Below are 13,816 nucleotides of genomic sequence, written 5' to 3'. Positions count from 1 at the left end.
GGGCGGGGTGGCCTTCCTGCTGGACGTGCTGCAGCCGCGCTTCGCGCGCGACTTCGACTCGGGGCTGGGCATCAACCACAGCTACCTGTTCGCCGAGTACACCTACGCGGATGTGGACAATTTCGGCAAGCCGGGCTTCGTGCTCTCCAGCCGGCGCTGGATGTTCGGACTCGCGCTGGACTATTAGCGGCGGATGCCGCTTTTTCCGCGCTCCTCCCGCTCGTTCGTCGCGCACTTTCTCTTGATGGTCGCCGTGGGGCCCTGGGCCTCCGGCTGCCGGCGCGTCGTCCGGGCGGACCTGGGCGCGGACCGCACGGTGGAGGCGGGCGTTCCCGTGGAGCTGGGCTCGGGCGAGGCGGGGGCGCAGGCCCTCACCTGGGAGCCCGGCGACGGGACGCCTTCACGGACGGGCTCCCGGCTGTCGCATGCCTTCGCCCGCGCGGGCACGTTCACCGTTCGCGCGCTGCATGAGGGCCAGGAGGTCGGCAGCGTGCGACTCACGGTGGTGCCGCGCCCGTTGCTGCGCGCGGTGCCCTCGGATGCGCGGTCGCTGCTGTGGGTGCCCAGGCTTCAGGGCAACGTGGAGCCGCTGGTGGACTTCTACGAGCGGCTCGTCGGTCCCGATGAGGCCGAGCAGGTGCTGCGGGAGGCTCCGCTGGTGTCGCTCGTGCTGAACAGCCTGACGAGTGGCGCGAGTGTCGTGGACCCGGAGGAGGGCTTTGGCCTGTTCCTGCTGCCCGGGTTCGACGGCGTGGTGGCGCTGCTGGGCGTGACGGAGCCCGACGCGGCGCTCGCGGCGGTGGCGAAGGAGCTGGAGGCGGTGGGCCACCAGGTGACCGCCACGGAGGATGGCGCCATGCGCGTGACGCCCCTGGACTCCGGCGAGCCGATGCTGCTGTTTGTCGACCGGGGCTATCTGTACCTCGCGATTCCGGACGCGGCGGACGAGGACGTGGTGCCTGGGGAGGGCGAGCCCGTGGAGGTGCTGGCTCAGGAGGAGGCGCCGGCGGTGGTGGGCGATGTCGAGGTGGCGCGCCGCGCGGTGCTGGGGCTGTCCGGTGAGGGGCTCTCCGAGTCCGCGCTGCTGACGGAGCTGCGGCCGAAGGTGGCCGAAGGCAATGTCTACCTGTACTCGGGCGCGTTGCAGCGGGCCGAGGACGCGGAGGAGGCGGGGCCGGTTCGCGGGTTCTTCGCGTCGCTGACGGTGCAGCCGGAGCGGCTGGTGTTGGATGGGTTCCTGTCGTCCACTCGGCCGCTGCTACAGGGGGCGGATGCTCCCGCGTCGGCGTTGCTGGCGGACAGCGCGCTGGGGCCGGTGGCGGCCGCGCAGCTCTCCGTGCCGCCCGAGGAGTTGGCGAAGCTGGCGTTCGGTGCTCCGGGCTCACCGCACCGGGAGCGCACCGTGGAGCGCTGGCGCGCGCGGGGGCTGGACGCAGAGGCGCTGCTGAAGGCGCTGCGCGGCGACGTGGCCATGCTGGTGTACTTCGATGCGCCCGGGTTCCTGCGAGGCTTCGTGCAGAAGCAGCGGCCGGAGCCCAAGGGCACGGTGCTGATCGACGCGGGGCTTACGTCCGCGGAGCCGGTGCTGCGGCTGCTCGATGCGCGGCTGCAGGGCACGTCGCTGCGCTTCAGCGCGGAGAAAGTCCCGGGAGGCAAGCTCTACCGGACCCTGATGTGGGGCTATCCGGTGCAGCTCAAGGTGGGGCCGGAGCGGGCCACGCTCGTCGCGGGAGAGTCGCTGGACGGCCGGCCGCGCGGCGACGTGGGGCGCGCGCTGCGCGAGCGCTTCGGGGGCGAGACGTTTGGCGCCGGGCACATGTCGGTGATGGCGGACCTGGGCCAGCTTCGCGCGGACCTGGAGGCGCAGGAGTCGGTGCCCGGAGTGTCGGCGGAGCGGCTCGCGTCGGCCCAGGCGCTCGTCAAGGCGGTGATGGAGGGTGTCACTCCGCTGGACTCGGCCTTCCTGGACTTCTCGCTCGCCGAAGGGGGCGCCCGGCTCAAGGGAAGCCTGCGGCTTCGCGAGGATGCTCGGACGGGGCGAGGTTGGCAGTGAGCGCGGGTGGCGCCGTCACTGTGCTGTACTTCGCCGCCGCTCGTGAGCGGACGGGACGGGCGCGTGAGTCGCTGGACGTTCCCGACGGCGCGACGGTGCGAGACGTGCTCCGGTTGCTCGCGACGGCGCACCCGGGGTTGGAGCCGTTGCTGCCGCACCTGCGGGTGGCGGTGGACCAGGAGTTCGTGAGCGCCGAGGCACCGGTGCGACAGGGCGCCGAGGTGGCGTTGATTCCTCCGGTGGCGGGTGGCTCGCCTGGGTTGTTCCAGGTGGTGGACCGTCCGCTGCGGTTGGAGGACGTGGTGGAGGCGGTGGGCGGCGAGGCGTACGGCGGGCTGGTGACGTTCAGCGGCTCGGTGCGCAACCAGACGAAGGGACGTCGCGTGCTGCGGCTGGAGTACGAGGCCTACGCGCCCATGGCGGAGAAGAAGCTGGCGGAGATTGGGGCCGAGGCCACGGCGCTGTGGCCGGGCGTGCGGCTGGCAATTGTCCACCGCGTGGGCACGCTGGTGCCCGGAGAGCTGGCGGTGGTCATCGCCGCCGCGGCCCCGCATCGCAAGGAGGCGTTTCGGGGTTGCGAGCACGCCATCGAACGACTCAAGCAGGACGTGCCCATCTGGAAGAAGGAGTTCTTCGAGGACGGCGAGGTCTGGGTCGGGCTGGGGCCGTGACGCCGCACAGGTCCCAGATGAGTCCCAGCTGCTCGAGCCCGCGCAGCACGAGGTACACCAGGTCCACTTCCCACCACGCGACGCCCTGACGGACCCGGCCCGCGCGGTGGTGATGGTTGTTGTGGAACTCTCCCAGCGAGAGCACCGCGTAGAGCAGGTTGTTGCGGCTGTTGTCTCGGGTGTCGAAGCGGCGGGGTCCTCGACTCAGGCTCGGGCCGCGCGGGGGCCCGGGCCCGTCCGCGCGCATGGAGGCCTCAGCGCGAGCGGAAGGTCGCGGGGATGTGGACCTCCTCCGGGCCTCCATCGGTCTGCTGCTGCGAGCGCTCCGCATCGGTGATGGGCCGCATGGGCGTGTCCAAGCCCATCTGCTTGCGACGCGCGGCTTCCTTGTCGGCCGCCAGTTGCAGCGCGCGTGCGTTGGATTCGGCCGCGCGTTGTGGCGTGGGGCCCGCGAGCAGGAAGCCCACCGGAAGGCTCAGGAAGAGCAGACCGACGATGAGCAGCCAGCCCATGTCCTTCCACTGGAGGGGACCGACGCGCTCCTTCACGACGGAGCCCTGGACGAGCAGCGAGAGCTGGCCTTCCGTCAGCCGCAGCGTCATTCCGTCCGCGAGGGCCACGGAGGTCCGGCCCTGGTCCTTCACGAGCTGATTGGCTGGGACGGAGGTGAAGGCGTCGCCGCGTGCCTTGTGCTCCACATGGACGTTGGGCGGCAGGTGGATGCGCCAGCCGCGTCCGGTGCGCTCGGCCATGAGGAAGGGCTCCTCTGGCAGCGTGAAGCCGTAGAGGGGCAGGGGTGCCTTTTCATCGGGCGCGGCATGCACCTTCGCCTGCTCGGGCCCGTAGCTCCAGGCATCCGCGAGGTTCTCGCCCCAGTACAGCTCGAAATACAGCCCGCCGTCCGCCTTGGTGCTCATCTCGCGTACAAGCATATGCGTCCTGCTGCCTCTCGGCCGCGTCATCGGGCGCGGAAGCCCACCGGTGGACACGAAACGTCCGCCCGCCTACCCGACAACCAAGGGAGGGCAGGGGTTCCCCCGGGCAAATCACCTCGAGGGTGTACTCGGCCCAGCTGGCGAGGTGGGGCCCGGTGTGTTCGGCCCGTTCTTCGCGGGTTCGGTGGGTCCAACGGGGACAGCGGTGGTGGGGGCGCTCGGCCCGTTTCTGGCGGATGCACTCGGTGCACCTGCTCCAGTGCCAGTGGGCGGCACTTGACCTGCCGTTCCCGAGACAGGAGGCGCCTTCGGTCCACCCGTTCCCGCGATACCCGGCGCGCTCGTTCCACCTGTGCCGGTGACAGCAGGTGACAGGGGCCCACCGGTTCCAGCGACAGCAGGAGGTGTTGAACCACTCGTTCCTGTGGCGGCAGGCGGAACCGTTCCACTCGCTCCGGTGCCAACAGGTGCCGCAGTCCCGTTGCTTCCATTTGCAGCAGGTGGTGCTGAGCCGCTCTTTCCCGCTGCGGCAGGCGGAATCGTTCCACTCGCTCCGGTGCCAACAGGCGCTGCGGGCCCACCGTTTCCAGTGACAGCAGGAGCACCTGCTCCACCCGCACCAGTACCAGCGGGCATCACAGTCCCACCGGCTCCCGAGATAGCAGGTGCAGTTGTTCCGGCTGTCCCGGTACCCGCAGGCGCCGCAGTCACACCGGTTCCAGCGACAGCAGGCGCAATCGCTCCACCTGTCCCAGTACCAGCAGGCGCCACGGTTCCACCGTTGCCAGTGACAGCGGGAGCAATCGCTCCACCTGTCCCGGTACCAGCAGGCGCCACAGTTCCACCGGCTCCCGCGATAGCAGGTGTAATCGCTCCACCTGTTCCAGTACCCGCAGGCGCCACAGTCCCACCGGCTCCCGCGACAGCAGGAGCAATGGCTCCACCTTCCCCGGTACCAGTGGGCGCCACAATCCCACCGGCTCCCGCGACAGCAGGAGCAATCGCCCCACCTGCACCGGTAGCCGGAGGCACGGGACCCGTCGCAGGCGCCACGGGCCCACTGGCTCCAGCAACAGGAGGAGCAGTCGGTCCACCTGGACCCGACGGAGGCGTCGAGCCGGCGACCGTGGGCATTCCCGTTCCAGGTGTCGCGGGAGTCCCCGTTGCCGTCTGCGCCCCCCACCTGAATCGCTCGGGAAGCGCACCCCGAATCTCGGCCGCCGCCACCGCGACGATGACCACCGAAATCGCGAGGAAGCCCACCGTCTGCGCCACGGTCTCCACGCGCGGCGGCAGCTTGCGACCGCTCGCCACTTCAATCATCAGCAACAACACCCGCCCACCATCCAACCCGGGAACCGGCAACAGCGTCAGCAACGCCAACGCCATCGACGCGGCCACCAAGGCCCGCAGCACCGAGTCCACACCCGAAGACGCCGCGTCCGACGACTCCTGCCGCACCAGCGCGCCGGGCCCCGTCGGTCCTCCATGGGGCTGGCCACCTCGCACCAGCCGCAGGAGCATCGTCCCACCCTCCGACGCGAGGTTCATCGTGTGGACGAACGCATGGCCCAGCGCCTCGCCCGGCGCATGCGAGCGGTAGACGTACTGTTGGCTCACGCCGATGCGGCCCTCGCCCCGCTCATCCGCGCGGGGACGCACGCTCACCACGCGCGTCTCGCCGTGCCGATTCACCCGCAGCTCCAGCGTGCGGCCCACCCCCACCGCCACCTTCTCCACGAACTCCGTCCAGGTGCGCAGCGGCTGCCCATCCACCGTGTCGATGCGGTCTCCCGGAAGCAGTTGTGCCCGCGCCGCCTCCGAGCCGGGCCGCACCGTGCCCACCGTCAGCGGCACCACCACGTGCGTGCCCGACGTATACAGCGCGAAGAGGACGCCCAACGCGAAGAGGTAGTTGGCCAGCGGCCCCGCCAGGATGATGAGCGCGCGCCGCACCGGCCCCATGGCCCGGAAACTGACGGCCTCCGCCGCGTCAGCGCGGTGCGGATTCATCCCCTGGATATGCACAGTGGCGCCCAGGGGCACCGCGCCCACGACGAACTGCGTCCCTCCCAACCGGAAGGACGCCATCGGAGGGCCGAACCCGAAGACGAAGCGAGGCACCCGCACGCCGAGCAGCCGCGCGGCGACGAGGTGCCCCAACTCGTGCAGGGCCAACAGCGCCCCCAGGGCGAGCAGGACGAGCGCGTAGTGCATCCCGGAAGGCCGTGCCCTACAGCTTCCGCCGCTGCCCGGTCCGCTTGTAGGCCAGGTAGTCGGAGAGGATGGTTCCGTGGTCGAAGCACAAGTCGGACGGCAGCGCGTCCAGCGCGAAGGTGCGCGCCTCCGCCGCGTCGTCCGAGCCCTGGGGAGCGCCCTCCGAGGTGCCGATGTACACCGTGGACAGCGTGTGTTGGCGAGGGTCCCTCTTCGGGTCCGAGTACGTGAAGAACTGCTCCACCAGCTTCACGTCGAGCCCCGTCTCCTCCTTCACCTCGCGAATGGCCGCCGCGTCCAGCGGCTCACCCTCGTCCACGAACCCGCCCGGCAGCGCCCACCCGATGGGCGGATTCGCTCGGCGGATGAGGACGATGCGTCCGCCGGGAAGCTCGATGATGCAGTCCACGGTGGGCTTGGGGTTGCGGTATTCGGGCATGGCCCCCAGTCTACCCCGACCGTCACGTCCGCACTGCACTCGATGCGTCCGTGGAGTATGGTGCGCACCGTGTCCACCGTGAGACGCTTCCGCCTGCTTGTCCCCGCCCTCCTCGTGAGCGCCATGTCGGGCTGTCTGCCCTTCAACCAGGACCCCGGTGACTACCAGTTCACTCCCGTGGAGGTCTTCCGCGACGAGTGCGGTCTCTACCCCGCCAACCAGGACCAGTTCCACGGCACCCTCCAGGTCACCGGGCGCGTCGTCCGCCTGGACTTCGGGCTGCTCGACACGCAGCTCATCGGCTACTTCCTCGCCGAGGGAGACGACTTCTCCATCGACGGCACCATCGTGAATGCCTCCGCCATGGTGCGAGGGCAGGAGTGTCTGCTCGACGAGGCCAACATCCACATCGACGCCACGACGCAGTGCGGGACGCGCTTCGATGGGGTGATGCGGGTGCGCTACCAGACCGATCAGCGTCCGACGGACTGCGCCTGCGAGCTGTGGATGCGTTTTGAAGCCGTCAAGGAAGCGAAGCGCTGCGAATAGCGCGCTTGAGCCTGGCCTCGCGGGTTCCTAGAACAGAGGGGTTGTCGCCCACTCCGTGGAGGAGCCCATGGCTGAAACGCACCAAGAGATTGTCTCGGTCCTGACCGAGGCCCGCGTCTTCCCACCGCCCCAGGCGTTCTCCCAACGCGCTCTCTTGAAGAGCATGGAGGACTACCAGCGCCTGTGGGACGAGGCCGCCAGGAACCCGGACAAGTACTGGGGAGACCGCGCCCGCGAGGAGCTGTACTGGAAGGAGCCCTTCCAGACGGTGCTCGAATGGAAGCCGCCGCACGCGCGGTGGTTCGTCGAGGGACGCACCAATCTGGCCTACAACTGCCTGGACCGGCACCTCGCCACGCGCCGCGACAAGCCGGCCATCCTCTTCGAGGGCGAGCCCGGAGACCGCCGCAGCATCACCTACGGAGAGCTGTCCACGCAGGTGAACCGGCTGGCGAACGGCCTCAAGTCGCTGGGCATCAAGAAGGGCGACCGCGTGGGCATCTACCTGCCCATGGTGCCCGAGGCCGCGGTGGCGATGCTGGCGTGCGCGCGCATCGGCGCGGTGCACTCGGTGGTGTTCGGCGGCTTCTCCACGGAAGCACTCCAGGAGCGCATGAACGACGCGGGCGCCAAGGTGGTGCTCACCGCGGACGGCGGCTGGCGCAAGGGCGCGGTGGTGCCGCTGCTCAAGAACGTGGAAGCCGCGCTGAAGACCATGACCACCGTGGAGAAGGTGGTGGTGCTGCGGCGCACGGGCGACTCGCTGGCGCTGAACGACTCGAAGCTCCTGGCGTGGGACGCGCTGGTGAAGGACCAGTCCGACACGTGCGAGCCGGAGTGGGTGGAGAGCGAGCACCCGCTGTTCATCCTCTACACCTCAGGCTCCACCGGAAAGCCCAAGGGCGTGCTGCACACCACCGCGGGCTACTCGGTCATGGCGTCGCTCACCACGCGCTGGGTGTTCGACTTGCGCGAGGACGACGTCTACTGGTGCACCGCCGACGTGGGCTGGGTGACGGGGCACAGCTACGTCGTCTACGGACCGCTGATGAACGGCGCGACGACGGTCATCTACGAGGGCGCGCCCACGCACCCGGCGCCGGACCGGTTCTGGGACATCATCGAGCGCTACAAGGCCACCATCCTCTACACCGCGCCCACCGCCATCCGCGCCTTCATGCGCCTGGGCGAGGAGCACCCGCGCAAGAAGGACCTGTCCTCGCTGCGCCTGCTGGGCAGCGTGGGGGAGCCCATCAATCCCGAGGCGTGGATGTGGTACCGCGAGGTCATTGGCGGCGGGCGCTGCCCCGTCGTGGACACCTGGTGGCAGACGGAGACGGGCTCCATCATGATTTCGCCGTTGCCCGGGGCCACGCCCACCAAACCGGGCTCCGCCACGCTGCCCCTGCCCGGCATCCACGCGGAGATTTTGGACCGTCAGGGCAACGCGGTGCCGAAGGGGCAGGGCGGTCTGCTCTTCGTCACCCAGCCGTGGCCCTCCATGCTGCGCACCGTGTACGGCGACCCGGAGCGCTACGTGCGCACGTACTTCAGCGAGCTGCCCGGCAAGTACTTCACCGGCGACGGCGCGCGCACCGACGCGGACGGCTACTTCTGGTTGATGGGCCGCGTGGATGACGTCGTCAACGTGGCGGGCCACCGCCTGGGCACCGCCGAGGTGGAGAGCGCCCTCGTCTCGCACCCCCGTGTGTCCGAGGCCGCCGTGGTGGGTCGCCCCGACGACTTGAAGGGCACCGCGCTGGTGGCCTTCGTCACGCTCAAGCAGGGCCACGCCCCGTCCCCCGAGCTCAAGAAGGAGCTGGCCCAGCACGTCTCCAAGGAGATTGGCGCGATTGCCCGGCCGGATGAGATTCGCTTCGCGGAGGCCCTGCCCAAGACGCGCTCCGGAAAAATCATGCGCCGCCTGCTGCGCGACGTCGCCGCCGGAAAGCAGTCCTCGCAGGACACCACCACGCTGGAGGACCTCAACGTCCTCGCGGCGCTCCAGCAGAACGACGAATAGCCATACCCCGAGGCAGGGCAGGGGAGCGTTGAATCAGGCCCCCTGCCTTCGCCCCCGTGGGACGTGGTGGCTCGGGTGCTCTACGTGAAACCACTCAGGTCGGAACTGCAACTGGGTTTCACCCTACGTGTGACGGTCGGTCTGCGCTAACAATCCGAAATATTCAGGTGTTGAGGAGTTGTTGACACTGGAAGATTACAGGGGCATTAGAGGCCGCGCTCACCCCCCCGAGCGCGACGCCCCGGGTCTTGTTTCCAGCGTCGTTTACCCTCCCCCTCGGATGTGTTCATGAATCTCCGCGATCAGCTCGACTCGCCGCTGTTCACCCATTTCATCGCCAACTACACGAACCCCACGGGGCCCGACTTGCTGGGCCGCACGGAGGCGTTCTTCGAGTGGCAGGAGTCGCGGCGGCAGACCGGGTTGTGGCCGTATTCGCGGAGCCTGGACGGGGCGCCCATGGCCGAGTGCGCCGTGCGCAGCGAGACGGGAGTTGCGCGGCAGGGTTTGAACTTCGGTTCGCAGGACTACCTGGCGCTGTCCACGCATCCGTCGGTGGTGGAGGCGGCGCACCGGGCCATTCGTGACTTCGGCGTGCACAGCGCGGGCTCCGGGATGTTCGGGGGGAACACGGCGCCGTCACTCAAGTTGGAGCAGGCGCTCGCCGAGCACCTGGAGATGCCGTACGTGGCGCTGTTCGCGACGGGGTGGGGCGCGGGCTTCGGTGCCATCGCCGGGCTGGTGCGTCCCGAGGACCACGTGGTGCTGGACGCGCTGTCCCACGCGAGCCTGCAGCAAGGAGCGAACGCGGCGACGCAGAAGGTGAGCCGCGTACCGCACCTGAACAACCGCGCGATGCGCCGCAAGCTCCAGGAGCTGCGCGCGAGCGACGCGGCCAACGGCATCCTCGTCGTCACCGAGGGCCTGTTCTCCATGGACTCGGACATTCCTCGCATCGAGGAGCTGCAGACCATCTGTCACGAGTTCGGCGCGACGCTGCTGGTCGACGTGGCGCACGACCTGGGCGCGCTGGGGCCCAAGGGCACGGGCAGCCTGGGGGCGCAGAACCTGCTGGGGAAGGTGGACCTGGTGGTGGGCTCCTTCTCCAAGACGTTCTCGTCCAATGGCGGCTTCGTGGCGACGCGTTCGGCGGCGGTGCGCCAGTTCGTCCGCGTCATGGGTGGGCCGCACATCTTCTCCAATGCGCTGGTGCCCGTGCAGGCCGCGGTGGCGCTGGAGTCGCTGCGCATCGTCCGCTCGGAGGAGGGTGACATGCTGCGCGCTCGGGCGATGGAGAACATCCTCGCGTTGCGCGCCGCGTTCGCCGAGCGCGGAGTGAAGTGTCTGGGGGAGCCGTCGAACGTGGTGCCGGTGCCGCTGGGGGACCCGAAGGTGGCGCGCGTGGCATCGAAGCTGGTGTTCGAGCGCGGCGTGTTCCCCAACCTGGTGGAGTACCCGGCGGTGCGCATCCGCGAGTCGCGCTTCCGCATGCAGGTGATGTCGTCGCACACGGTGGCGCAGATGAAGCAAGGCGCCGAGGTGGTGCTCAACGCCGTCGAAGAGGCCCGGACCATGCTCGAGGCCCCGCAGCCGAGCCCGTTACGGGTCGCGCGCGCCGAGTCAGGCAAGCGCGCCGAGGTCTGAGCCGCGCGCGTCGAGTCGGGCGCGCGCCGAGGTCTGAGCCGCGCGCGTCGAGTCGGGCGCGCGCCGAGGTCTGAGCCGCGCCCGTCGAGTCGGGCGCGCGTCGAGATCTGAGCCGCGCGCGTCGAGTCGGGCGCGCGTCGAGGTCTGAGCCGCGCGCGTCGAGTCGGGCAAGCGCGCCGAGGTCTGAGCCGCGCGCGTCGAGTCGGGCGCGCGTCGAAGTCTGATGCTTGCGCCGAGCCGGGCAAGTGCCAAGTCAGGTGCTCGCGCCGAGGTCTGAGCCTCGCGCCGAGGTCTGAGCCTCGCGCCGAGGTCTGAGCCTCGCGCCGAGGTCTGAGCCTCGCGCTGTCGCCGCGGTCACTCCAATCGGCTTCACGAGTCCCGGCGAAGCCGACTGTGCCGATCAGGTGTCGTCGAGGCTGTCGTCGCGCAGGTGCGTGATGTCGCCCCACGTCACCAGCCGGAACGCGCCCTGGTGATAGTCGAACTGGTTCCAGCACGCGTTGAGCACCGAGAACGCACGCGGCGTGCTCGGCGGAATCCCCAGGCTGTGTCGGAAGAAGCTGCTCAGCACGCCCCCGTGGGTGACGACGACGACGCGCTCCCCGGGGTGGCGGCTGCCCACTTCACCCAGGCACTCCACCGCGTGCCCCAGGCGCTGGGACGTGCTCTCGCCTCCCGGGACGACGAAGTCCGGCGCGTTGGTGGCGTACTCGCCGAAAATCTCTGGATGCTGGCGACTCGCCTCCTCGCGGGTGAGTCCCTCGAGGATCCCCAGCCCGCGCTCCCTCAGCCGCGCGTCCGAGTGGACCGGATGGCCCGTCCTCGCGGCGATGCGCTGGGCGGTCTGCATCGCCCGACCCAGGTCGCTGCTGTACAGCGCGCTGAAGGAGAGGGTGGACAGCCGCGCCGCGAGCGCGTCCGCCTGACGCAGCCCCTCGGCGCTCAAGGGGCTGTCCCGGTGGCCCTGGAGCAGCCCCAGGGCGTTCCACTCCGTCTCGCCGTGCCGCAGCAGGATGAGCTCGGTCTTCATGCCCGAAGCCTGACGACAGGCCCCGGGCAGGGCAAGGACTCCGTGCGTGACGTGTCAGCGGCTCAGCGTGCCCGCTCCATGTGCGTCATGCCTTCCTCCAGCAGCGCCGCCACGCCCCGGCGCACCACGTGGACGACCTTGCGGCTGTAGGCCGGGCCTCCATGGGTGTAGTGCCCGCTCACCTTGTGGTGCAGCTCCGTGGCGCCCCACACCAGAACCAGGTCCGCCCACTCCAAATCACTCCGCGCCCGGTCCGACGTGCGCCGCTCGGTGCCGTCCACCATGCGCAGGTCGATGTGGTGGCCAAGCTTCGACTCCAGCTCCTCGCGCACCGCTGGAGAACCGCCCACCACCACGACCTTGCGCACGCCCAGGCGGTTGCACGTCTCCACGAAGGCGACCTCCGCCCGGTGGTTGGCCGAACCTCCGCAGCGCGCGCAGTGGCTGCGCGGCTCCACCCGCAGCGGCTCGCGGCCACTGGCCTGCGCCACCTTGAGGCACGCGCCATCCGCGCACACGGGGAAGAAGCGCCCCTCGAGCACCTCCGCCGCCTTGTGCAGCTTGGGCTCACTCATCCGCAGCTTGCCGGGACGCGTGAGGCCCGCATCCTCCAGCACCGCGCGAGCGCGCACCCGCGCGTCCGTCAGCGTGATTCCGCGGTCCGACAGCCAGCCGTCGATGTCTCGGTCCGTGCTCATGACTCTCTCCTCGTCGGAGACGGCACGACGGAGAACAGCTCCGCCTGCACGGGGGAAGTTTCAGGAGAAGCCACCAGTCCCAACACCTCTCTCACCGGACCGAAGCTGCGCCGGTGGATGGGCAGGACCCCCTTCTCCTTGAGCGCCTGGACATGGCGCGCCGTCGGGTAACCCTTGTGGTCCGCCAGCCCATAGCCCGGGTAGCGCGCGTCCAGCTCCGCCATCAGCTTGTCGCGCGTCGTCTTGGCCAGGATGGAGGCCGCGGCGATGCTCATGGAGAGCGTGTCGCCCTTGATGATTCCGCGCTGGGGCGAGGGGCACTGCGGAATCGTCCGCGCGTCCACCAGCACGTAGTCCGGCTTGAGCCCCAGGCCTTCCACCGCGCGGCGCATGGCGAGCAACCCCGCGTGGTAGATGTTGAGGCGGTCGATCTCCTCCACCTCCGCGTGGCCCACCGCCCAGGCCACCGCGTCGCGCTTGATGGCGACCGCCAGCGCCTCGCGCTTCTGCGCGTCGAGCACCTTCTTCGAGTCGTCCAGCCCCTTGAGCCGGTAGCTCCTGGGCAGCACGGCCGCGGCCGCGACGACGGGGCCGGCCAGCGGTGCCATGCCCGCCTCGTCCACGCCCGCCACATGCGTGTGCCCCTGCTCCCACAGCTCCGTCTCGAAGCGCAGCAGGTGGCGCAGCCGCTGGCCCTCGGAGCGGTTCTTCTCCTGACGGGAGCGGATGCGCCGGGCGAGCGCCTGGGCGCCTCGTCGCGGATCCGCGTCGAGCGCCTCCAACAGTCCGTTCGGGACGGGGTTCGCCTGGGTGACGAAGCGCTCGGTCAGCTCACCGAGGGCGCACTGAAGCCACTGTTCCCGGCTATCGATGGACATGCTTGCGGACCCGAGCGACTACCGGAACGGTAGGACTCCCCGATGAGGGAACGCGGTGCCCACCACAACACGTCCCCACCGCCGTACACACGGGAGCGCCCGACTGGTGGGTGGCTCCGAGGACGGGGATGTGACGCGAGGAGGCGGGCATGCGGGTCTGACGCATGCTGACAGCCGTACCGCAGGCGGCCGGCTCAATTCAACCTCCCTGGTGCATTCTCGCGAGGAAATCCTAGCGAACCCCGGAGAAGTTGGAGGCCAGATGAGTTCCTACGGACTCAACTCCAGCGTCAATGCGGCCGGCTCGGGTACGCAGTTGCAGGTGTCACACACCCATTCGACGCGGGAGGCAGGGGACACCTTGGCGCCGGCGGTGGCCACCACTCGCACCGGGCTGGGGGCGAGCCGCTCGTTGACGGCGGTGGTGACGCCGTCGCTGTCGGTGACGCCGGAGATGCTCTCGTTGGAGGTGAGGTTGGTGGCGGTGACGGTGGCGCCGCGCACCCGGGCTCCCTCCGCCGAGACGACCTCCACGCGCAACGCCATCAGCGTCGCCTCACAGTCGTCGATGCCGCGCTCCATGCGAGGTGCGTCATCACATCCCGAAAGCAAGCCGAGGCCGATGAGCCAGGAGAGTCCGCGCGCCCGAATCATGTGCTGAAGGTGATGCTTGTCCCTC

Annotated in this window: 12 protein-coding genes and 1 pseudogene; 6 read left to right on the top strand and 7 right to left on the bottom strand. The window is 69.8% G+C overall.

The genetic code is table 11. From position 1 onward, the window contains the following. From FJV41_RS29125 to moaD, 3 genes and pseudogenes are all read left to right on the top strand, one after another. Window positions 1-187, top strand: a pseudogene (locus tag FJV41_RS29125) (MXAN_2562 family outer membrane beta-barrel protein); the annotation flags it as partial. Window positions 188-193: 6 nt separating this feature from the next. Next, window positions 194-2,053, top strand: coding sequence for a PKD domain-containing protein (locus FJV41_RS29120; RefSeq protein WP_141645839.1), 1,860 nt, complete (start codon window positions 194-196; stop codon window positions 2,051-2,053). Next, window positions 2,050-2,724: a molybdopterin converting factor subunit 1 gene (gene moaD, locus FJV41_RS54670; RefSeq protein ID WP_141645838.1), complete on the top strand. Its 675-nt coding sequence runs from the start codon at window positions 2,050-2,052 to the stop codon at window positions 2,722-2,724. Before FJV41_RS29120 ends, moaD begins: the two co-directional genes overlap by 4 nt. Window positions 2,725-2,978: 254 nt before the next feature. Here the strand turns inward: moaD and FJV41_RS29110 are convergent, their stop codons facing one another. The 3 genes from FJV41_RS29110 to FJV41_RS29100 all read right to left on the bottom strand — a co-directional run bounded on the left by FJV41_RS29110 (window position 2,979) and on the right by FJV41_RS29100 (window position 6,315). Then, the gene (locus FJV41_RS29110; protein WP_141645837.1) at window positions 2,979-3,656 is read right to left on the bottom strand and encodes a hypothetical protein; all 678 of its coding nucleotides are present in this window, start codon (window positions 3,654-3,656) and stop codon (window positions 2,979-2,981) included. A gap of 114 nt (window positions 3,657-3,770) precedes the next feature. Continuing rightward, on the bottom strand, window positions 3,771-5,876 hold the full coding sequence (locus FJV41_RS29105) for a site-2 protease family protein (RefSeq protein WP_141645836.1): 2,106 nt from the start codon (window positions 5,874-5,876) through the stop codon (window positions 3,771-3,773). A 16-nt stretch (window positions 5,877-5,892) separates the two neighbouring features. Then, window positions 5,893-6,315: an NUDIX domain-containing protein gene (locus tag FJV41_RS29100; protein ID WP_141645835.1), complete on the bottom strand. Its 423-nt coding sequence runs from the start codon at window positions 6,313-6,315 to the stop codon at window positions 5,893-5,895. A gap of 69 nt (window positions 6,316-6,384) precedes the next feature. Here FJV41_RS29100 and FJV41_RS29095 point away from each other — a divergent pair, with 69 nt between their 5' ends. From FJV41_RS29095 to FJV41_RS29085, 3 genes are all read left to right on the top strand, one after another. Then, a complete protein-coding gene (locus FJV41_RS29095; RefSeq protein ID WP_246137486.1) occupies window positions 6,385-6,864 on the top strand; it encodes a hypothetical protein in 480 nt (159 codons plus the stop codon). Between the two features lie 67 nt (window positions 6,865-6,931). Beyond that, window positions 6,932-8,887, top strand: a complete 1,956-nt coding sequence (gene acs, locus FJV41_RS29090; protein ID WP_141645834.1) for an acetate--CoA ligase — start codon at window positions 6,932-6,934, stop codon at window positions 8,885-8,887. Between the two features lie 288 nt (window positions 8,888-9,175). Beyond that, complete coding sequence (locus FJV41_RS29085) at window positions 9,176-10,531, top strand: aminotransferase class I/II-fold pyridoxal phosphate-dependent enzyme (protein WP_141645833.1); 1,356 nt, start codon at window positions 9,176-9,178, stop codon at window positions 10,529-10,531. A 400-nt stretch (window positions 10,532-10,931) separates the two neighbouring features. Here the strand turns inward: FJV41_RS29085 and FJV41_RS29080 are convergent, their stop codons facing one another. The 4 genes from FJV41_RS29080 to FJV41_RS29065 all read right to left on the bottom strand — a co-directional run bounded on the left by FJV41_RS29080 (window position 10,932) and on the right by FJV41_RS29065 (window position 13,791). Continuing rightward, entirely contained in the window at window positions 10,932-11,561 is a 630-nt protein-coding gene (locus FJV41_RS29080) for a histidine phosphatase family protein (protein ID WP_141645832.1), read from the bottom strand. Between the two features lie 62 nt (window positions 11,562-11,623). Continuing rightward, window positions 11,624-12,259 carry a hypothetical protein gene (locus FJV41_RS29075; protein ID WP_141645831.1) on the bottom strand — a complete coding sequence of 212 codons (636 nt, stop codon included), beginning with the start codon at window positions 12,257-12,259 and terminating at the stop codon, window positions 11,624-11,626. Then, window positions 12,256-13,137, bottom strand: coding sequence for a ribonuclease HII (rnhB, locus tag FJV41_RS29070; RefSeq protein WP_141645830.1), 882 nt, complete (start codon window positions 13,135-13,137; stop codon window positions 12,256-12,258). Before rnhB ends, FJV41_RS29075 begins: the two co-directional genes overlap by 4 nt. Window positions 13,138-13,407: 270 nt before the next feature. Then, window positions 13,408-13,791, bottom strand: a complete 384-nt coding sequence (locus tag FJV41_RS29065) for a carboxypeptidase-like regulatory domain-containing protein (RefSeq protein ID WP_141645829.1) — start codon at window positions 13,789-13,791, stop codon at window positions 13,408-13,410. Window positions 13,792-13,816: the final 25 nt, after the last annotated feature.

Source organism: Myxococcus llanfairpwllgwyngyllgogerychwyrndrobwllllantysiliogogogochensis, assembly GCF_006636215.1.
Taxonomy (GTDB): Bacteria; Myxococcota; Myxococcia; order Myxococcales; family Myxococcaceae; genus Myxococcus; species Myxococcus llanfairpwllgwyngyllgogerychwyrndrobwllllantysiliogogogochensis.
The sequence above is the reverse complement of the archived record's forward strand: the minus strand, read 5'-3'. Positions and strand labels throughout refer to the sequence as shown.

Excerpts from the sequence above, each read along its gene's own strand:
- FJV41_RS29120 (WP_141645839.1), top strand. The coding sequence starts at position 194 with ATGCCGCTTTTTCCGCGCTCCTCCCGCTCGTTCGTCGCGCACTTTCTC.
- FJV41_RS29110 (WP_141645837.1), bottom strand. The coding sequence starts at position 3,656 with ATGCTTGTACGCGAGATGAGCACCAAGGCGGACGGCGGGCTGTATTTC.
- FJV41_RS29105 (WP_141645836.1), bottom strand. The coding sequence starts at position 5,876 with ATGCACTACGCGCTCGTCCTGCTCGCCCTGGGGGCGCTGTTGGCCCTG.
- FJV41_RS29100 (WP_141645835.1), bottom strand. The coding sequence starts at position 6,315 with ATGCCCGAATACCGCAACCCCAAGCCCACCGTGGACTGCATCATCGAG.
- acs (WP_141645834.1), top strand. The coding sequence starts at position 6,932 with ATGGCTGAAACGCACCAAGAGATTGTCTCGGTCCTGACCGAGGCCCGC.
- FJV41_RS29085 (WP_141645833.1), top strand. The coding sequence starts at position 9,176 with ATGAATCTCCGCGATCAGCTCGACTCGCCGCTGTTCACCCATTTCATC.
- FJV41_RS29080 (WP_141645832.1), bottom strand. The coding sequence starts at position 11,561 with ATGAAGACCGAGCTCATCCTGCTGCGGCACGGCGAGACGGAGTGGAAC.
- FJV41_RS29075 (WP_141645831.1), bottom strand. The coding sequence starts at position 12,259 with ATGAGCACGGACCGAGACATCGACGGCTGGCTGTCGGACCGCGGAATC.
- rnhB (WP_141645830.1), bottom strand. The coding sequence starts at position 13,137 with ATGTCCATCGATAGCCGGGAACAGTGGCTTCAGTGCGCCCTCGGTGAG.
- FJV41_RS29065 (WP_141645829.1), bottom strand. The coding sequence starts at position 13,791 with ATGATTCGGGCGCGCGGACTCTCCTGGCTCATCGGCCTCGGCTTGCTT.